The sequence below is a fragment of the Pelomonas cellulosilytica genome (genome assembly GCF_021353265.1).
GTDB lineage: Bacteria > Pseudomonadota > Gammaproteobacteria > Burkholderiales > Burkholderiaceae_C > Pelomonas > Pelomonas cellulosilytica.
The window spans coordinates 17618-42267 of sequence record NZ_JAJTWU010000014.1; the positions used below are offsets into that span (position 1 = coordinate 17618).

The 24650-nt window shown below is 69.0% G+C and carries 12 protein-coding genes; 2 read left to right on the forward strand and 10 right to left on the reverse strand.

Annotated elements, in window-relative coordinates; genetic code table 11:
* Nucleotides 1–168: 168 nt before the first annotated feature.
* The 4 genes from LXT13_RS26445 to LXT13_RS26460 form a co-directional block, all read right to left on the reverse strand.
* Nucleotides 169–1038, reverse strand: coding sequence for a hypothetical protein (locus tag LXT13_RS26445; protein WP_233375324.1), 870 nt, complete (start codon nucleotides 1036–1038; stop codon nucleotides 169–171).
* Nucleotides 1038–1370: a thioredoxin gene (gene trxA / locus LXT13_RS26450; RefSeq protein ID WP_233375325.1), complete on the reverse strand. Its 333-nt coding sequence runs from the start codon at nucleotides 1368–1370 to the stop codon at nucleotides 1038–1040. The genes LXT13_RS26445 and trxA overlap by 1 nt, the downstream gene beginning before the upstream one ends.
* Nucleotides 1371–1483: 113 nt before the next feature.
* The gene (locus LXT13_RS26455) at nucleotides 1484–3277 is read right to left on the reverse strand and encodes an ABC transporter ATP-binding protein/permease (RefSeq protein ID WP_233375326.1); all 1794 of its coding nucleotides are present in this window, start codon (nucleotides 3275–3277) and stop codon (nucleotides 1484–1486) included.
* 72 nt (nucleotides 3278–3349) lie between these two features.
* A complete protein-coding gene (locus LXT13_RS26460; RefSeq protein ID WP_233375327.1) occupies nucleotides 3350–5740 on the reverse strand; it encodes a TonB-dependent siderophore receptor in 2391 nt (796 codons plus the stop codon).
* A gap of 142 nt (nucleotides 5741–5882) precedes the next feature.
* On the opposite strand from LXT13_RS26460, the gene LXT13_RS26465 reads away from it, so the two are divergent.
* Nucleotides 5883–7382: an aminotransferase-like domain-containing protein gene (locus tag LXT13_RS26465; RefSeq protein ID WP_233375328.1), complete on the forward strand. Its 1500-nt coding sequence runs from the start codon at nucleotides 5883–5885 to the stop codon at nucleotides 7380–7382.
* A gap of 269 nt (nucleotides 7383–7651) precedes the next feature.
* Entirely contained in the window at nucleotides 7652–10513 is a 2862-nt protein-coding gene (locus tag LXT13_RS26470) for an insulinase family protein (RefSeq protein ID WP_233375329.1), read from the forward strand.
* 445 nt (nucleotides 10514–10958) lie between these two features.
* On the opposite strand, the gene LXT13_RS26475 is transcribed toward LXT13_RS26470, so the two are convergent.
* From LXT13_RS26475 to LXT13_RS26500, 6 genes are read right to left on the reverse strand one after another with little or no spacing between them, the layout of a single operon-like run.
* Complete coding sequence (locus LXT13_RS26475; RefSeq protein WP_233375330.1) at nucleotides 10959–12386, reverse strand: sensor histidine kinase; 1428 nt, start codon at nucleotides 12384–12386, stop codon at nucleotides 10959–10961.
* 35 nt (nucleotides 12387–12421) lie between these two features.
* Entirely contained in the window at nucleotides 12422–18013 is a 5592-nt protein-coding gene (locus LXT13_RS26480) for a tetratricopeptide repeat protein (protein ID WP_233375331.1), read from the reverse strand.
* A complete protein-coding gene (locus LXT13_RS26485; protein WP_233375333.1) occupies nucleotides 18010–20466 on the reverse strand; it encodes a VWA domain-containing protein in 2457 nt (818 codons plus the stop codon). Before LXT13_RS26485 ends, LXT13_RS26480 begins: the two co-directional genes overlap by 4 nt.
* A 27-nt stretch (nucleotides 20467–20493) precedes the next feature.
* Nucleotides 20494–22188, reverse strand: coding sequence for a hypothetical protein (locus LXT13_RS26490; RefSeq protein ID WP_233375334.1), 1695 nt, complete (start codon nucleotides 22186–22188; stop codon nucleotides 20494–20496).
* The gene (locus LXT13_RS26495; RefSeq protein WP_233375336.1) at nucleotides 22188–23141 is read right to left on the reverse strand and encodes a DUF58 domain-containing protein; all 954 of its coding nucleotides are present in this window, start codon (nucleotides 23139–23141) and stop codon (nucleotides 22188–22190) included. The genes LXT13_RS26490 and LXT13_RS26495 overlap by 1 nt, the downstream gene beginning before the upstream one ends.
* Nucleotides 23138–24640 (reverse strand): hypothetical protein, encoded by a 1503-nt coding sequence (locus LXT13_RS26500; protein WP_233375337.1) that lies wholly within the window; start codon nucleotides 24638–24640, stop codon nucleotides 23138–23140. Before LXT13_RS26500 ends, LXT13_RS26495 begins: the two co-directional genes overlap by 4 nt.
* Between the last annotated feature and the right edge of the window lie 10 nt (nucleotides 24641–24650).

A 24650-nucleotide genomic window follows, 5' to 3' on the forward strand; every position in this document is an offset into this window, starting at 1 on the left:
CCATGACTCAGACCGTTGAGAAACTCTGGCCGCAGCACTCGACGCGCGGCGAGTTGCGTGAGAGCGTGACCGTCTTGGATGAACCCAGCCTGGCACCCGCGTGTTGCGAGAAGAGGGCGACCATCACCAATTGAAGACGAACCACGTTGGGTAGGCAGGGCTGCAGGATCACCCCAGCGTCTTCATAGCCCGCAAGAACACATCATTCGCCTTCTCGGCTGCACGAGCACGCTCCGCATTCTGAAACCTGGTGTAGGCCAACAGCCGGGCTTCGGCGTCAGGATGGTGTTCGCGCAGCAGCATGAAGACGTCGCGCTCCTCCGCGGGGTTGTCCTGTATGTAGGTCTCGTACATCTCCGCGAGCAGCGTGCGGGTGCGCTTGTCGTCCTCGGCGGTCCAGCCGAACAGCCGATCGATGTGCTCTTCCGACACCTGACCGCGCAGACGCAGCACATCACCGACCGTCGTGGGCGCCTTGACGGGATCCCATGCGGCCGCTTCGATGCAACCAGCCAGGGCTTTCACTACTGGGTCCTGCAGAAGGTTCGTCGTCTCGGTCGCCGCTTTGCGCGCGGCGCGCCAAGCAGCCGGCGAGGGCTGGCTTCCCGACATTGCCTGAATATGGAGCTGACGGATGTCCGCGCAGGCGGCGAACAAAGGCAACACTTCGTCGCTGCGATCACCGAACTCCTCGACGATCGAGGCAAGAATTTCACTGACGACTCCGCTAGCCTTGCCGCTGAGATCGGCTCCAGGCGCGATGCCCTCCAGCAGCTGCCGCGTCATCGCGAGAATACGCTCAGTCGGCTGACGGCTGTAGCAGTAGTCGATAGCGTAGGCCAGCCATCCTGGCAGGCCGAGCGTCCCCTCCCACGTAGGCAGATCGCTGCTGCCGGCCAGCGCGGCCGCCGGTGTCATCGAACCATCGGCGACGAACATCGCACCGGCTGTAAGCTGGCCTGCGGCGGCACGCTCTTCCAGCCGCGCCAGTGCGGTAGTACGGGTGTCCGCTTGACCGTTGAAAGCTTCCAGCATCATCAAGCCTCCAGATGCCGGTCAAGCAAAGCGGCGATACGGGTCTTGGAAGTCATGCCCAGCAGGCGTTCCTGCTCGACACCGTCCTTGAACAGAATCAACGTCGGCAGCCCGCGAACGTTGAACCGGTCACTTGTAGCCTTGTTGTCGTCCGCGTTGATCTTGGTAACGGCAACCTCCCCGGCGTACAACTCGGCCACTTCGCCAAGCACGGGCAGGAGAGATTTGCAGGGGCCGCACCATTCAGCCCAGAAGTCCACGAGCACGAGGCCCGGCCGCTGGTCGACGTCTGCAGCGAACGTCTGGTCGGTAGTTGCGAGGAGGTTGGTAGACATGAAAATCCTTGACAAGCGATAGCGGGAAGGTACAGCGAGGTCTCCCTCGAAGTCAGTACACAGAGACGGTTATCCGTACGGTCTGTATTGGGTTCCAGGTCAGTACAGTTGACTCAGGCAATCGAGTGAGCCCGGCCCAGGGCTGGAATGACCTGAAGCGTGTGATCGTGAAACGCCGCGAGCGATTCGCGGTGCGCGATGCTGATAACGCCTGTGCGCGGCAGTCGCCTGATCAGCGTCTCGTACAGCGCCTGCTCAGTAGCCGGGTCGACGGCGCTTGTCGCCTCGTCGAGGAAGACATAGTCCGGCTGGTGCAGCAGTACGCGCGCAAAGGCAAGCCTTTGCTGCTCGCCGCCCGAGAGCTTTTGCTGCCACTGGTCGACAACGTCCAGGGATTCAGACAAGCGGGCCAGACCGCAAAGAGCAAGTGCCTCCTTGAGCTGCGGTTCTTCGAATCGCGTCGGCTCGCTCGGGTAGCACAAGGCGGCTGCCAGGCTTCCGCTCGGGATATAGCTGCGCTGCGGCAAGAACAGAATGGACGCCCGCCGCGGCAGCGAGACCGTCCCCGAGCCGTGGGGCCAGACGCCTGCAATTGCCCGCATCAACGTACTCTTGCCCGCACCCGAGGGACCTCGGATGAGCCACCGTTCACCGGCGCGAAACCGCAGCGGATCCGTGACCGTCAGAAGCTCGCCCCCAGGCGCCAGCAAGCGGAGTTCACTGGTGACGATTTCGGTCTGCTCGGTGTGCTGCACCGTGAAACCGCCGCGACCTCGTGCCTCGACCATCGAAAGCGCTGAATCAAGGTCACGAAGTCGATTGGCCACGGCCAGCCACTGGACGAAGCCGATATAGGCCTGAGAAAAGAAGCTCAAGGCGGACTTGAGACTGCCAAATGCAGAAGCTGACTGCGTCATACCTCCAAAGGTCACCTGGCCGGTGAAATAAAGGGGAAGTGCCGCCACGGTGTTCAGCGGGTCAAACAAACGACCGTAGGCGGTTTGCGCCATCGACACCTTCCAGTTCCGGCCGACGATCTGCAGGAAGTTTCGCTTCACCAGTTCGAAGCGCTCGGTCAGGCGCCGATGCTCGCGGGCACCCCCTCCGTACAGCGCGACCTGCTCGGCGTTCTCGCGCAGCTGCATCGCGAGGTAGCGGTAGTCGGCCTCGACGCCCTGACGTTGCATGTTGAGAGCAATCAGCCTCTTTCCGAACCAGTGCGTCACGAGGAGCCCACCGATAGCCCAGGCGAAGGCGATGTACACCATGTAGCCGTAGATCACCCAGGTGCTACCGAAGAGTCGGATCTCAAGCGTCTTGGACAGACTCCAGAGCAGGACAGCAAACGTCACCGTGTCGGCAATCACCGCAATCAAGCTCGTGAACATGTTGAGGAACGAGTCGGTGAAAAGCCGAACGTCCTCAGCGATACGCTGGTCGGCGTTCTTCAACAATCCATCGCGTTCGATGTCATAGAACTCGCTGGCTCGCGTCCACCGGGCCAGCAGCCGGTCTGTCAGCCAGGACCGCCACCGCAAGTCGAGCACCTGTCCGATCGCTACGTTCGAGATCGTCACGAGGCCCGATACCACGCCGACCCCGACACTCGCCGTGAAGGCCAACAGCAATGCCCGCCACTGACGGTCCACCAACGCATCCGTCACAGCGCCGAGCAGTTGATTTGCCTTGACCGTCAGGAATGTGGTGAAGAAGGTGATGCCCAGCGTGATGGCCAGCAACGCCAAGGCCTTCCACTTGTCATCCGACTTCCAGTACTCCAGCACGAAAGGCGTGAGGCGGGGGCGATGGCTGGAGTCCAGGGCCGTCTCGTCTCCAGGCGCGTCTGGGGGCGTAAGGTCGGCGTGCTCACCGGCAGGCCCCGCGATGGAAGAAGGTGTGAGGCTCATGAGCGACTCGTGTAAACCGAAGGCGGGCCGGGGCATCCCCCGCCCGAGCCCGTTCCAGCGGTCCTGGTGAGGTCAGTTGAAGCTGTGCTTCGCGGTGAACATGAAGTTCCGCCCCTGGATGACAGGGATGTAGGTTTCGGCGGTCGTCCCGTCGTACTGCAGCCGGTCCGCCAGGTTCTTCACGCCGAGGGTGAGGGACCAGCCAGGGATCTCGTAGAAGAGGCTGGCGTCCACCTGGACTCTCTTGGGGATGTGGAACTGGCGTGTTGAGTCATAGGTACCGAGCATGCTGCTCTGTGCGGAAACACCCAGCCCGACACCGAGCCCATGGACCTGCGGAACGTTGTAGGTGGTCCAGAGACTGAACTTATGGCGAGGCTTGCCCGGGAAGACCGCGGTCTGGTCGCCCACATCCTTGGAGGTCGAGTATGTGTAGTTCGCAATAGCCTCCCAGCCCGGCGCGAACTGCCCCTGGAGATCCAGCTCGAGGCCCTTCGAGCGCTGCGCAGCGCGCACGTTGTAGCAGTCCTTAGTCCGGTCGTAGACGAGCGTGCCGGACTGGTCGATCTGGAAGGCCGCCGTCGTCAGCGAAAGCTTGTCATCGAGCATTGAGAACTTCGCGCCGACCTCCTTGTTCTTGCTGGACACGGGCGGCACCAGCCCGCCACTGCAGGCATTGGCGTTCTGTGCGTCGAAGCCATTGGCCACATTGCCATAGACGGAGACTGTCGGGGTCATGCGATAGACCAGCCCGACACCAGGGATGTTGCGCCCCGTCGTCACGGCCGGCGTGGTGCTCGTGAAATTGAACTCTCTGAAGTCGATGCTGCTCTCCTGCTTGACCAGAGTCCGGCGCCAATTGAGCTGCAGGATCCAGTCTTTCCAGGAAATCTGGTCCTGCAGGTAAAGGGCCTTCTGGCGCTGGGCATCTTCCGAAATGTAGGAGAGCGTCGGGTTTGCTAGATCGGCACGGGGCAGGTCCACGAACATCCCCACCGGGTACACGGTCAGCATCGTCGGCTCGGCGCCGTCCCACTGGGTCTGCTGGGCGCGGTAGCTGTCATGATTGAAGCCAACGACGAACTTGTGGTCGATGTCTCCAGTGTTGAAGAGCATCCGCAGGTAATGGTCACCGGAAGTCTGCGTCGGCGTCGTGCGCACATGAACCGGCGCAAAGCTCACCATGCCGTTTGGATTGTCGGGCGCCGCGCCCGCGTCGTACTCGAGGCCGACATTCGTAGCGTACTGATGGAGCTTTTGCACGTCATCGGATCGCTGGAGGCGGCTGATCAACGTCATGGACGAAGACAGCTTCTGCTCCAGTTGGTAGAAAACTCGCTTCTGCCGAAAATCGAATCCATCCTTCCGATTGGTCAGCGGAATGCCCGGGGTGGGCATGATGACGCCGTCACGTCGAGCAACGGTGTACTGGGGCAACGGTGCATGGGTCTGCTCGTAGGACAGCCCGGCAATCAGATCCGTCGTCTTGTCCTTCCACCGAAGCTGGGGCATGGCAGAGTCGCTGCTGCGCCCGTCATAGCCTGCATCCGTAGTTCCGGCACGCGCTGAGGACGCGATCAGGCGATAGGTCAGGCGCTTGTCGTCAAAGATTGCCCCAGACAGGTCGCCGGCGATCGTCCGGTCGCTGTTCGTGCCGTACTGGACCATCAGGTCGCGCACCGGCTCGGCCGAAGGCTTCTTGAGCACCACATTCACCCCGCCTCCGAGGGAGCCGCCGCCGGCCAGGATGGCCTGGGGCCCCTTGAGCACCTCGACACGTTCCACCCCAAACACGCTGGTCTGCCCGGCACCTTGGTCTGGAATGCCGTTGGTTGTGCTTGAGGGCCGATTGAAGCCACGGACGGAGAAGGTCGGCAGCCCTTGCGGCGAATCTGTGAAGGTCACGCCGCTCACGTTACGCAAGGTGTCGCGTAAGTTGGTAGCCTGCTGGGTCTCGAGCACCTTGCTCGTGATGATGGTCATGGCGCCCGCCAGGTCCATCAAGTCCGTGCCGCTGCGGGTTGCCGTATCGGAACGGTCGGCCTTGAAGCCCTTCTCCGCCTGGTCTCGTTTGGCATACACCATGACCAGGTCCAGTTCGCCGACGACGTACAGATTCAGAACGCCCGTCGCCTCGTCTTCTGACACTTGGACCTTCTTGCCAGCCACGGCCGCTTCGAGCGCCTGCTTAGGCGTGTAGCTGCCTTTCAGCGCCGAAGCCGACTGGTCAGCCAGGCGCGCGCGGTCGAAGCTGATCGTGCGGCCGCTGATTCTTCCGATCGCATCCAGCGTCGCGGGAAGCGGGCCCGCCGGCAGATCGTAGGCGGCGAGGGGCGAATGAATGCCCTTTCCCTCCTGCACCTCAGCAGCTGCACAGGCCCCCCCTTGAAGCGCGAGCGCGGCAAGCATGGCGAAGCAGTGCTTGCGAAGGAGGGGAGCACGAAAACGGTCGATAGCGTGCATGTCGATGAGTCGCTGTGGTGAAGTGGTTCGAGAAGAATACGTTTCATGATTTCGTCACTTCAGTACAGTTGAGAATCGCGTGATCGGTCTGTACTGACTTGCAAGACCTCACACTCATTCTGGTTTTCCCGAGGAACATGCCATGGCGGCGCCCCGCTTCTCAACAGCTCTGCCTCGATTCGAACGCTCGATGCTTGAAGAGATCAGCCGCGCCAATCCTTCGGCTTCGTTGGTCGAGCAGATCTTTCAGCTGCTGGCCGGTTCCATTCAGACGTCCAGCTTGAGCGTGGGCACCAAGCTTCCGTCCGTGCGTACCCTCGCCCGCGACTGCGAGGTCAGTTCAGACACCGTCGCACGTGCGTACGAGAAGCTGGTGGCCCATGGGCTGGTAGAAGCTCGACGCGGATCAGGCTACTTCGCGCGAGCGCCTGGTCACATGGCCCTGCCGCGCCTCGCGAGTCGCCCCGCACTATCCGGACAGCTCACCGCAGGCAGTTCTCGATGGAGGACGATGTTGGTGAAGCATGACCAGAACTTGAAGAGCCGTACGGGCTCGGGGTCCTTTCCTGAAAGCTGGTACGACGCGGAGCTTCTCGCGAGTGCCCTGCGCACCACGCTTCGACAAGGCATGCGCTGCACGGCCGACTATTCGGACTTCAAGGGCTATGTCCCGCTGCGCCAGCAGCTTCACGTGAAATTGCAGGAAATCGGCGTGCTGACCGATGCGGACAACATCCTCGTCACGGCAGGTGCGATGGAGGCCATCCACCTGGCGTGCCAGACGTTCGTGGCGATCGCTGGGACGCCCGTGCTGATCGAGGACCCCTGCCCGCCACTGCTTACCGAACGGCTTCTTTCGACGGGGCTGGAGATCTACCGTGTCACCCGGCACGCCGATGGGCCGGACATCGACCAGATGCGCGCGCTCTGCGAGAAGCACGCTCCGCGAGCGTTCTTCTGCAGCGCGGTACTGCATAACCCGACCAGCATGAACATTGCGCCTCACAAGGCGTTCCAGATCCTGCGGCTCGCCGAAGAGTTCGACATGTTCATCGTCGAGGATGACACCTATGGCGACCTCATCCCTCGCGCCACCGTGACGCCCGTCTCTCGCCTGGCAACGTTGGACCAACTCAAGCGGGTGATCTACGTCGGAAGCTTCTCGAAGACCCTGGGGCCTGGTTTGCGCATGGGGTTCCTGGCTGCAAGCCCCGAACGCATTGACTATCTCACTACCTATCGCGTCGTGCAGGGAGTCAGCGGTTCCGTCCTTTCCGAGCGCATGCTTTACAAGGCGCTATCTGGCGGCGAGTACCGGCGGCATTGTGAGCAGTTGCGCAATCGGCTGGCGGAGGCTCGCCCCGTCGTGGTCGAGGAACTCCAACGCTGGGGCTTCATTGTCGATCACGTCCCCGAAGCCGGCATGTTCCTGTGGGCATCCCTGGGAGATGGCGTGAACTCGGTGCAGGTCGCAGAGCGCATGCTGGAACTCGGCCACCTGTTGGCACCCGCCCAACCCTTCATCTCCGGCGCTGCGCCGGCCAGCCCCTACGTTCGCATCAATGTCGCCCAGGCCTTCGAAAGCTCGATGCTGCCTACCCTGGGAAAAGCTCTGGGGCGCACGATCAAGCCCAGGCGCTGAGCGCTCTTCCATACCCCAAGGCATTGGCGATTGGACGCGACGCCGCCTCTTCTCGCCACTGCGGGCGCGACCGCCTCGCCGGACAGGCACTTGGAAACTGATCGCCCAAAACCGGCCTTTTGCGAAATCCCCTTTGCCGCAAAGGCGCGCCAGGCGCAAAAGTCGCAAGTGCCTTCCAAGGCCACCCCGGAAAAATGCGCAGCAGCGACGGCTTCGGCGCCCGCATCCGACGCGCCCGCGAGGGCGCCAACAAACACACAAGGCCTCCGATGCAAAGTTTTCAACTGGTCAACGTCCATGCCATCCCGGCCCTTCACGCACGCCTGGAACAGTATGTGGAACCGATGACCGGCGCCCGGCACATCCATCTCGCCAGCGATCAGCAGGAAATGGCCTTCCTGGTGGGCTTTCCCACCGTTCCCCAGGCCAGTGATGGACGCGCACACATCCTCGAGCACCTGACCCTGTGCGGATCGGAGAAGTACCCGGTCGCAGATCCCTTTTTCGCGATGATGCGCCGGTCCACGGCGACGTTCATGAACGCGATGACCTATGCCGACCGCACAATCTATCCGTTCGCCAGCACTGACGTCACGGACTTCTTCAACCTGCTCGACGTCTATCTCGACGCGACGTTCTTTCCAAAGCTTGACTACCTGAGCTTCCGGCAGGAAGGCTGGCGCCATGTGCTGAAGGAAGGACGCCTGCGGTACCAGGGGGTGGTGTTCAACGAGATGAAGGGCGCCTTCGACAATCCGATGCGCGCGCTCTATCGAGGCATCACCGCCAACCTACTGCCCGCAACCACCTACCAGTACGACTCCGGGGGTGATCCGCTGATCATCCCCGACCTGACGCACGAGATGCTCGTGGAATTCCACGCCACGCACTACAGCCCGTCGCAGGCGATGTTCATGACGGCGGGTCGCGTAGATGCGGCCGCGATTCAGTCGCGCATCGTGGACCGCGTGCTGTCGCGGCGGCAGGAGCGCCTGGCTCCACGCATGCCCGAACTGGCCACTCCATGGACCCAGCCGCGGGAGGCGGAGATCCGCATTCCGTCCCAGGAGGCGAGCGACAACGAGTTCGGCATGCAATTGGCCTGGCGGTTTGGCGAGAGCAGCGACGCCATGGCCGCGGCTCGCCTGCAACTGCTGGAGCGAGGCCTTCTCGGTGATGCCTCCGCGCCGGTTCTGAAGGCGATGCAATGCGCGGGATTCGGCCGCCCCTCATCGTTGAACGGGTTGGACGACGGCACTCGCCATTTGATCCTCCACCTGGGCATGGAAGGCTTGACGGCGCAGCAGATGAAGGCGGCGCAAACCGTGGTCCTGGAAGCGCTGCAGGCAGCGGCGGTCGGGGTGCCGGAGGAAGTCCTCCATGCCGCGCTGCGCGACATGCGCTTCTCCCAGCGGCAGATCGTCGGCGGCAGCACGCCTGATGGCCTGGCGCGGCTCATCCGCGCCGTCCCCGCGCTGATGAACGGCGGCGACGTCGCCAGCGCCTTCGACAACGAGCAGATACTGGGCCGCCTGGAGCAGGAGATTGCCGAGCCGGCATTCTTCAGCAACATGGTGAACGCCCTGCTGGAACATCCGACGCGCCTCTTGGCTCGTGTGATTCCGGACGCTGACTACGCCGCCAAGCGAGAGCGCGTGGAACTGGATCGGCTCGCCATGCAAGAGGTCACGCTCACCGAGCAAGACCGGCAGCGAATCCTCGCCGAGGAAGATGCCCTTTCGATGTACCGACTCGAGGGAAGCGACTACTCTGCTCTTCCCTGCATTCGGCCCGGCGATGTGGGCATCGAGCCGAGTCCATTGCCCGCGATCAGGGAATTGGCTCCGCAAGTCCGCCTTTTCGAAGCGGCGACGAACGGTATCTGCTACGCCACCCTCGTGCGTGACCTCGGCTCGATCGCGCCGGACGACTGGCAGTGGCTCGCCGTGTACGCCGACGTGGTCGAGGACCTCGGTGTAGGGACTCGGTCGTATGAAGAGGCGAGTCGCTGGCGCAAACAGCAGGTGCCGACCTTCTCCGTAGCGCTGGACGCGCTGCAGCCCACCGGGAAGTCCTCGGTAATGCCGCAGTTGAAAATGCACGTGGCAATCCTCGAGGAGGAGCAGGCCCACGCCGTGGCGGTGCTGCAGGCATGGATGTCGCCGCGCTTCGACGAGCTCGATCGCATCGGCTTCCTGGTGAAGTCGCAGGCCGAGCGCACGCTCAACGATCTTGCGGATTCCGGCGGTTTCTATGCGCAGTTGTCCGCCGCCGCGCCCTGTTCGCCGCGACGCGCCTTCAGTCATCTAACCCGCGGTTTGCCGTCGCTTCCGTTCACGGCCTCCCTTCGCAAGATGTCCGGCAGCCCTGAGGGCCGCGAGGAGATTGCGCGGCAACTGGAACGCCTTCACGCGCTGATCAGCGCCTGCCCGACCCGGCTCATCTGGACGGGCGTCGGAGACTTGGCGTCGGCCGCTTCTCCGTCGCTGGCCCTGGACGCAGGCCCGCCGCCGAACATGGCGCCGACCCAGGCGCTCCAGGGCGGTCCGGCTGCCAACGCGGCGTTGCGGGTCGCCAGTCAGGTGAATCACTGCCACATCGCATGGCCGGCGCCCAGGCTCGGCCAACCCGACGCGGCGGCCCTGGCGGTTGCCGCCGAGCTGTTGACCCACAGGTCCCTCCATCGCAGGCTGCGCGAGGAGGGAGGCGCCTACGGCGGCTCAGCGGCCTATTCGGGCGAGGACGGCCTGTTCACTATGAACTCATACCGCGACCCCCGTGTCGCCGGCACCTATGCCGATTTCGCGCTCTCGTTGGAGGACCTGGTCAACACCGAATACGACGTATCGGCCATGGACGAGGCCATCATCAGCGTCATCAAGCGCCTGGACAAGCCGCTGCCGCCGCGGGACTCCGCTTTGATCGCGGACCGCCTCGACCAGCTCGGGATCCACACGCCCCTTCGCCGCGAGCACAGGCAGCAAGTGCTCTGCTGCACACTGGCCCAGGTGCGGGATGCGGCCTCACGCTGGCTATCGATCGAGCGTTCGAGCCGGGCTGCGTCGGTCACGCAGGCTGACCAGCCACTCGATGGGATGGCGGTGGTGGAGGTTGCCTCCCTGGCCCGGTAAACGCCCAACTGCCAAGGCGGGAGCCTGTCCGGATTTCTGTATGCGGGGCATCGCGTGGACAAGGAGCTTGAAGTCCACGCAAGAAGAAGGCCGCGACAGTAGCGGACCAGTGACCTTGCCCCTGTTCCCCGTAGTTCCAAGCGACCTTGTTGCGCTGCGTCTTTGAGCTGTGCCGCATGCCAGCGATGACTGCGCACAACTCGGCCCACGGCACGATGGCGTCCATCGTCTGCAGAAACACGTCGCGCCGGGTCCGCCTGCACATCGCTCGAACTCCACGCCCCGATCGGCTGCTGCCGCGAGTGTGGCTTGGCCACATGCCGAGCTGATCCACCAGCGGCGCTTGCCTCGCCGCCAGATCAGCCGGCAAGTTGAGTCTTAGTCAACGTAGCCCAAAAGCCAATCCGGCACTGAGGAGACCTTTGATCGGCGCCGTACCCAAGAATCACGCCGACAGCGCTCGTTCGCTGCGCTTGTCGGCCGGCCAGGCGATGGTGAACAGCGCCCCACCCGTTGGTCCGTTCTCTCCGCGGACGCTGCCGCCGTGCAGATCCACTACCGCCTTGACGATGGCCAGGCCGAGCCCATAGCCGCCACGCTCTGACGAGCGCCGCACGAAGGGCTCGAAGAGAGACGCGCGCGTCTCATCATCCAGTCCCGTCCCGGTATCGCTGACCGTGATGGTGCCGTCGGAACCGACGCGCAACGTCACCACTCCGCCCGGGCTGCAGACCGAGACAGCGTTATCGACGAGATTTGCCAGCGCCACTTCGACGAGGTTGCCGTCCCCGCCGATGTCGAAACGTGCCGGCTGCACGTCGAACTCCAGCGTCACCCCGCGCGCAGTGGCCACCGGCTCGCGGCTGATCGCGACCCGGTGCACGCAGCCAATCAGATCAACACGGCCGGTCGGCTCGCCGCGGCTACCGATACTCATCAACGTCAGCAGCTGGTTGACCAGCTCGGTCAGCCGCTGCACATCGGCCACCAGCTTGTCCTTCAGCGCCCCGTCATCCAGCATTTCCAGTCGCGTGCGCAGCACGGTCAGCGGCGTGCGCATCTCGTGGGCCGCCGCGGACAGGAAGAACCTGCGCCGAGCCTGCACTTCGTCGGCCCGCGAGATCATGTGGTTCAGGGCCCGCACCAGCGACAACACCTCTACCGGCAACCCGCGCTCGGGCAGCTTGCGGTCCAGCCGCTCCAGGTCCAGCGACTCGGCCAGCCGCGTGACGCGGCGGATCTGGGCGAAGTTGGCCGCCAGCACGAGCATGAACAACAGGAAGGCGACCGCGGTGCCGATGAGGAACACGCGGCTGTAGGGCCAGGTCATCTTCTGCAAGACTACCAGCAGGCTGTCCGCCTGGTTGCTGAGCGATGTCGACAACCCGGAGAACTCGAAGTAGTAGGCTTCCCCGCCGCAGCCGCCGTACTGGTAGCCCGCCGCGCCGTCGTCCCGTGTCACCTTGCGAAACAGGTTGCCGCAGTAGTCGGGATTGGACAGGCTGGCCTGGAACGCCTCAATCTTGGGGATCTGAGCCTGCTCATAGAACAACGGCGGCCGCGAGTCGCCGTAGTTCTGGCCCCGCACCCGGACAAAGTAGCGGAACTGCGGGTTCTTGGCGGCCACGCCCTTGAGCACCTCGTTGGCCGATAGCGGCTGGCCCGAGCCCGGCTTCTGGCGCTCGTTGATGGCGAAACCAGCCAGCGCGGACTCCACCCCCCCCACCGTGGTGGCCAACGGCGACGACTGCACGTCCTGCAGCGTCGCGATGAACGGGTAGACGCCGAAGTAGTAGATCCCCAACCCGGCCACGACGAGGGCAATGATGACCGTCTGGCCGAACAGCGAGCGGTGCATGGTGCGCAAGAACATCGACGGTCTCCTGACTTGGGCGCGATTCTGCGTGGTCAATCGGCAGTCGGCGGGTGCGGTGGGAACGGCTCGGGGTGGCGCCCACCGGTCGCGTCGCGGGCGCGGGAGTCAGCCACGAGGTCACGCAACGCCTGGTGCACCGCCACCGCACGCCGACGATCGGCAAACAGCGACAGCGCCGCGTTGACCTCGGCGAGCGACACGGCCGAGGCGGCAGCGCCGGCTTCCTCCGAACTTCCGACGTACAGCAGCTGCAACACCGTCGCCCGCAACAGAGATTCGGCCCTCGCATCCTGCCCTGACCGCGCGAACACACGGGCGAACAGCAGCCGCTCGGCCGGCGCCATGACCGGCAGCTGCCGCAGCTGCACCGCCAGTCGCTGCAGGTCTGGCGCCTCCAGGCCGCGGCGTTGCACGTCGACGAGGGCGCCCAGCAGCTGCAGGCCGTGGGCACCGAGCCGACCGCCGGCCAGGTCCCCGAGCAGCTGTTGTCGCCGCGCGTCGGCCCGCCCCTGAGCGACGAGGCCCTGGGCCACCAGCTGGTACAGCTTGGGCTGGGACTGCCGCGCAGCCGGCTCCATGGCCTGCAGATAGGCTTCCAGTTCGCCGTTCAGGTCGGCCCGTCGCAGCAACAGCGAGCGTAATCGCGCTGCGTCGGGGCCGTCCCCAGGCATGGCATGAGTACCGGGCAAGGACGCCACCAGTTGGCTGCGCGCACCGCGCATCGCTTCGCCGACGCCCAGGCTCTCCCGCCAGCGCTGCCGCAACCGGCCGGCAATGCCCGGCGAATCGGCCGGCAATGCCAGCAACTCACCCCAGGGCTCATCTCGGGCGCCCATCGGCTGCACGACGTCCGCATCCGACACAGGGCGCAGCCGCTCCGGCAGCGCCGCCAGCACGCTCGCCGGCATCGCGGGGCTGCTGCGGTACGCCTCGAACACGGCGCCGAACAACGGGCGCAGCGCTGCCGCCCCCCTGCCCGGCCGACCGTCCCGGCTCATATCCCACAACGCCGTCAGTCCGTCCGCGTCGTCCAGGTCGACGCCGGCGGCATCCGCCACTGCGGCGGCGCGCTCCGGCTTGCCGAGCAGCCGGTAGGTCAAGCCCAGCAAGGTCGCCGCGTCGCGGTCGCCCGGCTGGCTCTGCACATAGGGCTGCAGGTCTTGCGCAAACGCGACGAAGTCCTGCGCCTGGGCGTGCTGGGCGAGCAGGCCTTGCAGATAGACGGGGCTGTCCGGCGCAGCGCGCAGCAAAGCGCGGTACCACCGCACCAGCTCCGCCGGGTCGGGGCCCGGCCAGCCACCCTCGGCATGCACATGGCGGCGATAGAACGCCGCCGCCGCGGCGGCGCTGGGCTGGGGCAAGGCGAGGAAGGCCTCGATGTCCTGCTCCCGCTGCGCGGCCAGCCGCGTGATCACCGGCAGCGGCAGCTGCAGCACGCCGCCGTTGCGAGGCTCTCGCAGCACGTCCTGCAGGCGCTGCAGCGCCGCGTAGGCCGCAGCGTCGTCGCCCGCATACCAGGCCTGCAGGAAACCAGGTAGCGCCTCCGCCTCCGGCGCCTGCGCGGCAAAGCGGCGCGCCATCTCCAGCAGCGGCGCGCGCCGGGCCGGCGGCACGTCCAGCAGCACCAGCCGGCGAATGTTGCCTGCCGCTGCGGAGGGCTGCCCCAGTTCATCACCCGGCGTGCTCACGCCGGTCATGCGCGCGGTGATCGCCAGCAGACGGGCCTGTTGCGCGTCAGGCAGCGTCTGCTGCAACAAGTCCGCAAGAAGCGTGTCCAGCAGGCCGGACGTGGGGCCGCCCTGCTCCATCCTCTCCACGAGACGGTCCATCAGCCGCAACCGTTCGTCGGTGCTGAAGCGCTCGAGCACCGCCTGGGCTGCGCCCGGCTCGAGTGTGGCGACCCGGCGGATGGCCGCCTCCGGCAGCGGCTCGCCGAAGCGCGTGGCCAGCAGTGACAGCAGCGTGTCGTTGTCGACCAATCGCCGGCCCAGCGACCGCTCGAGCGCATTGAAGCTCCGCAGGTCGCCGCGGTACAGGTCGAACAGCACGTCGTCGCGGTACGGCGTACGCTCAAGCGGCCGCACCAGAAGCGCGTCCAGCTGCTCGCCGGGCAGACGCCCCACCGCGCTGCGCGCTGCCGCCAGCCAGGCGCCCAGCGTTCCGGGCGGCTCAGCCACATTGGCCCGCCGGGCCTCGCGGCCCCGCAGCTCGGCGGCCAGCGCACGCTCGGCAATGTCGCGCAGCGCGGCGTCGTCCTTGCGCATCAGCGCCAGCACCAGCCTGAGGCCGGGCGGGCCCTCGTGGCGTGCCTGCTGGGCAAGCGCCTGCAGCGCTTCATCTCCGGCGTCGGCATCGGCCGACACATCGCCAGCGGTCGCAGGCGTCGCTCCCACCAGGTGTCCGTAGGCCAGGCGCTCCTCGCTGAAGGCCTTGTCCTGGGGCAGCCGGGCGGCCACGGCGTCCTCCAGTGCCGGCAGGCCGGCGTCCGGCGCCACATGCTCGGCCAGCCGGCGATTCACCTGCACCAGCGTCTGCAGCCGCAACTGGTCCCGCAGCGGACGGCGGGGGTCGACCTTGGCCAGCGTCTGCTCGAAGAGCCGCCGCCACGACGCCAGTGCCGCCTCGCCCGCCGGCGCGCTGCGCGGCCAGTTCAGCAGCGCGCCTTCCAGCAGCGTTGGCAGGTATTGCGTCGCGTCCAGCGCGGCGCTCTCGGACAGACCGTCCCGCAGCAGCGGCTGCCGGCCCAACAGCGACAGCAGGCCGCGCCAGTAGGCGTGCCAGGCCAGCATGGCCTGACCTTCGCGTTCGCGCAGCAGGGAGGCCGCGACGATGGTGGGCTGGTCATCCGGGTCGCGCAGCAACGCCAGGCGATAGCTTGCCAGCGCCTCGTCGGTGCGGCCCGCCTCCGCATAGGCACCAGCGCGTAGCGCGGCCAGGTTGGTGAGGCCGCCCCCTTCGTCCACCATCGCGAACGCGCGTTCGGCGCCCGGCAGGTCGCCCGCGGCCAACAGGGCCCGCGCCAGGTCGACGTACACACCGGCCGCGAAATCCTGCCGCAGCGCGATCAACCGGCGCCCGAAAGCGATCTTGCGCGGCAGATCTGCCGCCCGAGGCAGCGCGCCCGGCTCACCGGCCTTCTGGCCCGAGGTCAGCGCGATCAGCTGGCGCAGCACCGCCGGGCGCTGGTCCTGGGCGATGGGCAGAGTCGCCTCGTAGGCCCGTAGCTGAAGCGGTGCGCTCTCCTGGCTTTGCGCGATGTCGGCTACCAGCGAATTCAGCCGAACATCGTCGCCGTCCTGCGCGATGCGCAGCAGCACCTGCCGCAGCGCCCAGGACAGCCGCGAGGCCCGCAGCCCCAGCGACGAATCGCCATCGTCGCGCGCGTCCGGCGCGGCCGTGAACAGATCCAGCAGGCCGCTGATGGCGTTCGTGAACTCGCCGCTGCGGCCCGCAGACAGCGCTGCTTGCTGCAGCAGACTGGCGGCCTCCGATGCGTGGCCGCTGGTCTTGAGAGCGTCGGCCAGTTGCAGCAGGTTGTCGGAGTCCTGCGGCGCCTGCGCCAGCGCGCGCCGGTACAGCGCCAGCGCCTGCGCCGGCATGCCAGAGGCCGCATAGATGCCGGCGAGGTAGCGGCTGTTCTCGGCACTGCCCAGGCCCGAGGTGGCCTGCAGCTCGTCCACGATCTCGCGGGCCTGCGCAGGCAACTGCCCGGGCTGGTGCGCCCCCCCCTGCTGCAGCACCGTCTGCAGTGCCTGACGCAGATAGTCCGGCGCGCCACGCCGGTCCAGCCGGGCCAGGCTGCGCAAGGTGACGACCAAGCCCGGTCCGTTGCGCATGCGCGCCTGCACGCGGGCGAGCTGCTCCAGCCGCGCCTGCTCGCCGAGGTTGCTGCGCTGAGCATAGGCCTGCACGGCGGCCTGCACGCCATCGCCATCGAAGCTGGCGATGCGCAGGCTCAGCAGCAGGTTGATCTCGTCCGTGGACGCCAGGCCCTGGACCTGACGCGCCTGCAGCTCGTCGGCCAGCGTGCGCAACAGGCCCAGGCGCTGGGCCGAGCTGACGATCTTGCGCTCCAGGAAGTCCTTGCGCGCGGGCAGGCGGGCACGGGCCCAGAGCGCGCGCCAGCGCGCCAGCGCCTGCGCCTCGTCACCGGTGGCAGACAGCAGCTCCGCCACATGGGCCTGCTGGTCGTCGTCCAGCCGTCCACCGGCGGCGCCCAACGCCTGCAGCACCGCCAGCGCCTGCGCCGTCCGACCCAGGCGTTCGTAGCCTTCGGCCACCGACAAGCGGTCGGCACTGGCCGGCGGCAGCCCGGCCAGCCAGCCGTCCAGCAGCGCCAGCGCTCGCTCCTCGTCGCCCTGGTCCAGGAAGCGCTCCAGCAGCAGCCCGCGCGTGGCCTCGGCCAGCTCCGGCGACTGCGGCATGCGGGCGAGCACCTGCTCGGCCGCGTCGGCCAGGCCGCGCGCGATCATGCTGCGCGCGCCGGCCACCACCAGGTCGGGCTGACCGCGATGACGCTCCAGCAGTTGCTCATACGCCCGCAGTGCGTCCTGCTCGCGCCCCTGCGCCAGGTAGAACTCGGCCAGGCCTTCCGTCCAGCGCAGCTGGCCGGGCTGCGCGGCGATAAGGCGGCGGTACTCGCCCTCCACGTCGGCCGTGCGGCCGGTGGCCTGCAGCACCGCCAGCAGGCGCTGGCGCAGTGCCGGGTCCGGCGAGCGTTCGATCAGCGCCTGCGCTTCGTGCGGCCGCCCCAACTCCAGCAACAGGTCCACCCGCACCTGCGTGAAATCCGGCGTCGGCGCCCGCGCGGCCAGCGCCTGGGCCGCGCCCGCCAGGTCGTCGGCCGCCCGGCAGGCTTCCACCCACACGGCCAGCGCGTAACGGCGATCGACCGTGGCGCTGGCGCGCTCCACCGCCTGCCAGGCATGGTGCCGGGCCCGGGCGGTGTCACCGGCGCGCAGCGCCCAGTCCGCAAGGCGGAGTTCGGCGTCGAAGGACCGCGCTGGCTGACCAGCCGACTCTCCCAGCGCCAACGCGCGGTCGGCCTGGCCGAGCAGCCCCAGCACGAGTGCAGCACGCCAGCGCAATGCCTCAGGCGCCTGGGCCGCGAAACGCTCCAGCGCCTCGGGCTCGCCAGCGGATGCACGCATCACCGCCATGCGCAGGGCGAGCGCGTCACGCTGAGGCCGGTCAGAGGTCGCGTCCATCGCCTTCTGGAACCACGCCAGCGCCTGGCGCGGCTGGCCCTGAGCGTCGAGCAGCTCGGCCTTGAGACGCCACGCGGCCGGCGCCGGCCCCGCGGCCAGTGCGCGGTCCACGGCTGCGTCGGCCTCGGCGAGCAGACCTTGGCGCCACTTCATCTGCGCGACGAGCAACAGCAACGCCGCCCGTTGCGGCGCCGGCGCGCGCGCGGCCTGCGCCTCCAGTGCCCGGTAGGTGTCGTCCACGCGGTCGTCCAGCACGGCCTGGGCGTAGCGCGCCTGCGCATCAGCTGTGGCGGCTGTCAGACCCGGGCGCGCCGAAGGCGACGCGCCGTGGACAGCGCTGGGCGCCAGTGACACGCCCAGGGCGAGGCACAGCGCATGGCACAAGGGAGTCGGCCGCCAGGGGCGCGTTGAAGTCATGCGGGAAGGCGGCGCCGGGGCCAGCGCCTGTGAAGGAGATCAATCAGGTAGAGCAGCAAGGCCGCGCCCGCGAGCATCGGCCACAGCGCGCGGGCGGTCCAGTCAGCCCCCGCACGGCCCGCCGGCAGGTCAGCCAGCGACGAGGCTGTGGCGCCGCCGGGCACATGGCGGCCTGCGCTGTCCTGCACCAGTTGCAGCAGCGGCTGCGCGCGGGCTTCGGACCATCGCGCTGCGGGCAGCATGTCGGAGCCCGCCGGGTCCACCGCCCGGGCCACGTCCGCCCCGACAGTGCCTTCGACGCGCGCCGTGCGCGCCGCGTCGAACGGCAGCTCTGCAACAAACAGCCCCGGCGCCATCGCCTGCAGCGCCAGCGCGCCGGTGCCCGGGGCCTCGGCGCCCAGCAGGCGTGCCTGCGGCACCTCGCCCTGCGTGCGGACCTCCACGGCCAGGCGGTCGAAACGGCGATGCAGCGTGACGCAAACGCGGGGCGACGCGGCGGCGGTCACGCCCAGTGCCCGTGCCAGCCATTGGCCGTAATCGGGCCAGGCGCGCCAGGGCTGCGTGCCCGCCCCCAGCGGTTCGGTCATCCAGGCCGTCACGCGGCCGGCGCCGTACTGCCAGCTCGACATCAGCGGCTCGCCCTGGGCCGTGCGCAGCCAGGTGTCCGCCTCGGGCCGCGCCAGGGTCGACGCATAGCCGGCCAGTTCGGGCGGCATGTGGCTCACGTCCCGCCACCACGGTGGCGCGGCCTGCGGGTCCAGCGCCACGGCGCCGCGGTGGTAGCCGGGCTCGGGCTTTTGCTGCGGCTGGCGGAAGTCCAGCTCCACGGTGCTGAATTCGTCGCGCACGGCGTAGAACCGCCCGCGGCCAAGCCGCGCCCAAAGCGACATCGTGGCCTCGCCAACCGGGTCGCTGCCCACCAGCACCGCCGACACGCTCACCCGCTCCTGCGCGATGTGGCGGATGAGCTGCTGGTACCGGTCAGCCTCCACGCCGCCGTCCGACAGCACGACGAGGTGCTTGTAGCGCGCGGGCGTGTTCTTCAGGCCGTAGTAGGCCTCCTCCATCGCGGCGTACAGCATCTCCGTGGCGCCCTGCGCCTGCAGGCGCGAGATGGCACGCTCGACATCCGGCAGGTGGCGTGCGGGCTGCATGGGCGCCACCCATTGCCGACCGCCATAAAACTCCACGACACCGACGCTGTCGGTGGGCTGCAGCCGGCGCACCGCCAGCCGCGCCACCTGCTTGGCCAGCTGCAACGGCCGGCCCAGCATCGAGCCCGAGGTGTCCACGACGATGGCGACCGCAACGGTGGGCTCTTCATGGCGCTGCTGCGGCTGGAGCCGCACCGGCAGCGCCTCGGCCAGCGGGCGGTCGCCGTAGCGGCCATCGGCGAACGCCTGCTCGCCACCGGAGAAGAACAGGCCCAGCCCCTGCTCGCGCACCGCCTGCAGCAGGCGCGTCTGCAAGCCGTCGGTCATCTGCTCGGCGGGCACGTCATCCAGCACCACCACGTCCTGCGCGGCCAGCTCGCGAAACGCGCCGAGCCGCGCGGCCGACATTGCCTGCACGTCGAAGCTGCGCCCCAGCAGCGCCTGCAGCGGTGCGGCATCCGGGCGCGGCACGCCCTGCACGTAGAGCAACCGGCGCGGGGGCTGCACGGCGATCTCGGTATCGAACCCGTCGGCTGTCCCCCCCGCGGCGCGCAGGGCCAATGTCACCGGCACGAAGCCCGGCGACTGTCCCGGCAGGCGCAACGCCACCCCCTGGCGCCCCTGCAGCGCAAAAGGGGCCGAACGCGCCAGCTCGCGCCCGGCCGAGGAAGCGCTCAGCACCAGATCCTGGCCGGCGCCCTCCACCTCGACGTGCATCTGCACAGCCTCGCCCGCCCGGGCCGGGGCGGCCTGCGCCGCGACGATGACCGGTGGCCGGGCGGCCGGCGGCAGCTCCAGCAGGTTCAGCACGACCTGGCGCCGGCGCAGCGCCTCCGCCACGCGCTCCCAATGGGCGTCAGCAGCCCGCCGCTCGCCGACCACGGTGATGGCGCCGCCCTGCGCCGGCAGCAGCGCGAGTGCGTGCTCGACCGACTGCGACAGCGACGCCGCCTGTGCGCCGCCGAGGACCACATGCCGGCCATCCGGCAGGCCCAGGGCCAGCGGCGCACCGCCCCGCTGCAACAGCACGGCAGAGGGTCGCTGCGCCAGCAGTTGGCGAACCAGCGTGGCTGCCCGCTCGCGCTGCGTCGCGGCAAGCTCGGCCTGCTGATCGACGACGATGACCTGCGGCGGCGAGCCCTCGGGCACGAGCAGGCTGGGCCCGGTCAGGCCGAGCAGCACGCACGCCAGTGCCGCCAGGCGCAACCAGCGGCCGACGCGCGGCGCACCACGCGACCACCACCAGAACAAGGGCAACGCCAGCAGCAGCCAGCCGGCGTGGGGATGCAGAAACGACATGCTCACAGTTGTGATAACTCAGCGCCCTTAGGGCATGCGCCCGCGGCGGTAGGCCTGCCATTCAACGAGCAGTAGCAACAGCGCGAGCACCAGCGCCACCTCGGCGGCGTCCCAGGCCCAAGTGCCGTTGGGGCGGGCTTCATCGGCCTCGGCCCGCACGGGCGCGGGCGGGGCCAGCCCGGCCGCCCGGCTCTGGCCCTCGTCCAGCAACGACGCCGTCACCGTGTGGCCGTCGATCACCGCCGCCCCCGCGCCGGGCACGAAGGCGCCGACCGCCGCCGGCTCGTTCGACGCCGTGGACGTCTCGTCGGGCGAACTCCAGCGCATTGCATGACCGGCGCGCACATGACTGGCCCATGGCGCCGGTGTGGCCAGCCAGTGAAGGCTGCGCGACACAAACAACGGCATGGCCGCGTCGCGAGTGAATCCCGCGCCCTCCTCGAACAACTCGCGCCAGGCGGCGATTTCCCGGCGCGGGCCGGTCTCCAGATCGATGCCGATGCTGCGGTTCAGACGGTCGGCCAGCGGGCCGGCCTCCAGACCGGACAACCCCAGCGCCACCAGCGTCGCGCCGGCGTCGGGCTGGGTCGGGCCGGGAACCTTCACGGCGAAGGCGCTGGCTTGGCTGGCCGCTGGCACCAGGCGCAGCGCCGGCGCCGCGCTGGCGCCCTCGCCACCTGCGCGCACGACGACCTGGGCCTGTGGCTCGTCGACGCGTTGCAGCGACGGATCATGGCGGATCACGTCGGCGACCGCGGTCGGCACGCCGGGGCCCACGGCCACCGCGACGCGCTGCAGCCGCGGCAGCACCAGCGCCGCAGCGTCGTCGGCGGCGAAGGCATCGCCCTGTCGCAAGGCCACGCGCAGCGTGCGGCCGTCTGCCACCACGTCGCGCAGCACCCAGGCGGCCGGGCCGGCGGCACGGGCACCATCGGCGCTGAAGGGCCGGCCATCCAGCGAGAAACTCAACTGGCCGAGGTCCGGCGCCGCGCCCTGCTGGGCCATGGTGCCCACCAGCACGTCGACGCGCCCCCAGGTGCCCGATCGGGCCGGCCACGCGCCCAGCGACACGATGCCACGGTTGTTCGGCACGGCCGGCGCAACATAGCCCCAGGCAAGGCGCGCACCGGCGGGCGGCCGGGCCGCCTCGGCCGCGGGCCAGGCGCCGTAATAGTGCAACGTCAGCGGCTCGCCGCCCGGCGACGGCCGTTGCCGTGCCCAGCCAGCGAACGTCGATGGACGGATCTCCGCGGCGACGGCCTGCAATCGCGTCTGCAGCAGTCCCAGCGGCTCACCGGGTGCCAGCAGCCGGGTGCCCAGCGCATCGCCCAGCACCACCTCGCGCTGCGCCGCTGGCACGCGGGCAACATCGTCCAGCAGCGCCTGCCGCGCACGGTCCAGCCGGCCGTCCGGCGTCAACAGCACGGAGTTGTCGAGGTAGAAGACATGCCGCCCCAGCGCCGCCTCGGGCGCGCGCTGCAGGCCCACGACCACGGACCACAGCAGCAGCACCAGCAGCAGACTCAGCAGGTACGCCGGCCAGCCGCGAAAGCGCTGGTACAGCGTGCGCGGCGGCGCCTCGATGGCGGCCAGGCGCCACAGCATGGCCGACGGCAGCACGACGACGCGGGGCCGCACGCGCAGCCGCTGCAGCAGGAACAGGCCGGCGGCCAGGGCCACGGCGCCGGCATAGGCCAGCCAGGCGGGAAGCAGGGAGAACATCACAGCCACAGTCCTCCATCGCTGAACAGCGCCGTCAGCTGCGCCAGCACGGGCTGCGCGGCATCCAGCGTCACGTGCTGCCCCCGCACGGCCGCGGCGGCCGTGGCCAGCTGCTGCTGGAAGGCACGCCGTACGGACTGGTAGCGCTCGACCAACTCGGGCGTCAGCGTCAGCGGCAGCAGGTCGCTGGACTCGCCGTCCGAGATCTGCACGTCGCCCTGCAGGTCGGGGTGCAGGCGCGGGTCGGTGTCATGGTCGCGCACCATCTGCACCAGCAGCAGCGCATGCGGCACCTGTGCCAGCGCTGTGGTGACGGCATCCGCCCCGGCGGGGTCGAAGAAGTCGGAGATGACGACCATCAGCCCGCGCCGCAGCGGCATCGCCGCAGCCTGCGCCAGCGCCTGCGCCAGACCCGAGCCCCCCGCGGCGCGATAACCCGCCAGCGTCTGCATGACGCGGCTCAGCGCCTGCCCGCCGGACAGCGCGCGCACCGGCGCCTGCAGGCCGTCGGAGAACGGCAGCAGGCTGACGTTGTCCTGCTGGTGCAGCGCGATCGCCGCCAGTCCCAGCGCCGTCTGCAGCGCGGCCTGGATGCGCGGCGGCGTCTCGGCGAACATGCTGCGCGACAGGTCGACCAGCAGGTAGACCGGCAGGTCCTGGCGCTCCTCGTACACGCGCACGAAGGCCTTGCCCAGGCGGCGGTAGGTGTTCCAGTCGACGCTGCGAAGGTCGTCGCCCTCCACGTAGGGCTTGTAGTCGGCGAAGTCCACGCCCTGCCCTCGCGCGGTGCTGCGCTGCTCCGCCAGACGCCCGCCGCGCTGGGCCTGGGCGATGCGCAGCACAAAGGGCTCCAGCGCCGCGACAAACGCGGCGTCGAACAGCGCATCGCCGTCCATGGGGGCGGCCTGCGCGGCACCGGGAGCGGCGCCTGCGGCGGTCTTCCAGCGCATCATCGGGATGTCTTCACAGCGTTGTCGGCGGCGCGGGGCGCGCTGCCAGGCTCCTCGCCGCGGCGGGCGAAATAGTCACGCAGCAACGCGCGGTCCTGGGCCGTCGACGCGCGCGTGGGCAGCACGGCGGCGCCGTCCGACAGCTCGCCCCGGCCCTGGGCCGGCGACGCTGCCGCCGGGCCGCCGAGCGGCCGGCCCTGCTGGAGCACGCTGGTGACGCGCCCCGGATTGGTTTGCCCCTGCACCTGGTCACGCATGGGTCGGGCCAGCAGCAGCGTCGCGAACCCGCGCCCCGACTTGGGTCCTTCTTCCTGGCCCTGGCGCCGGCCGTTGTTCTGCCCCTCGCCACCGTCCTTGCCGTTGCCCTGGCCGTCGTTGCCGCCCTGGCTGCGGCTGCCGTCCTGGGACGGCTTCTGTCGCGACGGCGGCGCCGGGCGGTCGCTCGCCGGCGGCTGCGCGCCACGTTGCGACGGCGCCTCCTGCGCTGCCTGGGAGCGGGCGTCAGCAGCGGACTCGCTGTCGCCCGGATCGTTGCCGCCCGCCGCCGGGGGCGTGGCGTTGGGCCGAGCGCCCGCCGCCGGCGGAACACGGCCGGCATCGCGGGCGCCGGGGTGGCCAGCACCGGTGGGCGGTGTCGCGCCATCCGCCCCCGTAGCTGCCGCCGCGGTGACGGCGGCCGACGGGCTGGGCCGTGCGGCGTTGCGAGGTGCAGCCCCCTCGGCCTGAGGCGCTGCGCCCGTGCCGGCGCCGCTGCCCGACACGAGTGGCGAGGCCGCCTCGGCCCCCGGCTCGCCGGCCGCGCGAGGCGTGCCGGGCCGGGCGCCCGTGCTGTCGCCGCCGCGGCCGCCGGGCGGCGGCGCTGCGTCGCCACGGCCCGTACCAGCCTGGGCACCCAACGCGGGCAGCCCGGCGGAGGCGCCAGGCCCCTGCACGGGGGTGAGCTCCACCTCCGACCGGCCGCCATCGGCGCGCTGGTGCAGCCAGCAGGCCAGCACGGTCAACGCGACCGCGGCCGGCAGCAGCGGCCAGCGTCGCGACCAGGCCTGCAGCCGGGGCCGCGGCGCCTCGGCAAGCGGCCGCGTCAGGGCCTGCTCGATCCACGGTCGAGCCTCCAGCAAGGCCGCCTCGCCGAAACCGTCGCGGCGGGGGGCGGCGAGCAGTGCGGCGCTGGCGGTCAGGCGGTCCTTGAGCCCCAACTGCTGCTCGACGACGGCAAGCGCGTCCCGGCGCGTCACCTTCTGCCGGGCGCGCGTGAACGCGTAGGCCAGCGCCGCCACGGCGGCAGGCGTCAGCGCGGTCGCCAGCGCCACGGCGGGCCACGGCAGCGCGAACCCGACCCGGGCCAGCAGCGCGGCGACCGGCACGACCACTGCGCCCGGCAGCGCCCAGGCCAGCGCCCGGTCGGCCGCCTGACACCGTCCCAGGGCGCGCAGATGGCGCCGGCCGCGCTGCTCCAGTTGGGCCAGCGGCTCCAGCAGGGTCGGGTCGTGCGGGGTCGTCATGCGCGGCACA

Coding starts and splice junctions, on each gene's coding strand:
- LXT13_RS26455 (WP_233375326.1), bottom strand. CDS start 3,277: ATGAGCCTCACACCTTCTTCCATCGCGGGGCCTGCCGGTGAGCACGCC.
- LXT13_RS26485 (WP_233375333.1), bottom strand. CDS start 20,466: ATGTCGTTTCTGCATCCCCACGCCGGCTGGCTGCTGCTGGCGTTGCCC.
- LXT13_RS26500 (WP_233375337.1), bottom strand. CDS start 24,640: ATGACGACCCCGCACGACCCGACCCTGCTGGAGCCGCTGGCCCAACTG.
- LXT13_RS26490 (WP_233375334.1), bottom strand. CDS start 22,188: ATGTTCTCCCTGCTTCCCGCCTGGCTGGCCTATGCCGGCGCCGTGGCC.
- LXT13_RS26475 (WP_233375330.1), bottom strand. CDS start 12,386: ATGTTCTTGCGCACCATGCACCGCTCGCTGTTCGGCCAGACGGTCATC.
- LXT13_RS26445 (WP_233375324.1), bottom strand. CDS start 1,038: ATGATGCTGGAAGCTTTCAACGGTCAAGCGGACACCCGTACTACCGCA.
- LXT13_RS26495 (WP_233375336.1), bottom strand. CDS start 23,141: ATGATGCGCTGGAAGACCGCCGCAGGCGCCGCTCCCGGTGCCGCGCAG.
- trxA (WP_233375325.1), bottom strand. CDS start 1,370: ATGTCTACCAACCTCCTCGCAACTACCGACCAGACGTTCGCTGCAGAC.
- LXT13_RS26470 (WP_233375329.1), top strand. CDS start 7,652: ATGCAAAGTTTTCAACTGGTCAACGTCCATGCCATCCCGGCCCTTCAC.
- LXT13_RS26480 (WP_233375331.1), bottom strand. CDS start 18,013: ATGACTTCAACGCGCCCCTGGCGGCCGACTCCCTTGTGCCATGCGCTG.
- LXT13_RS26465 (WP_233375328.1), top strand. CDS start 5,883: ATGGCGGCGCCCCGCTTCTCAACAGCTCTGCCTCGATTCGAACGCTCG.
- LXT13_RS26460 (WP_233375327.1), bottom strand. CDS start 5,740: ATGCACGCTATCGACCGTTTTCGTGCTCCCCTCCTTCGCAAGCACTGC.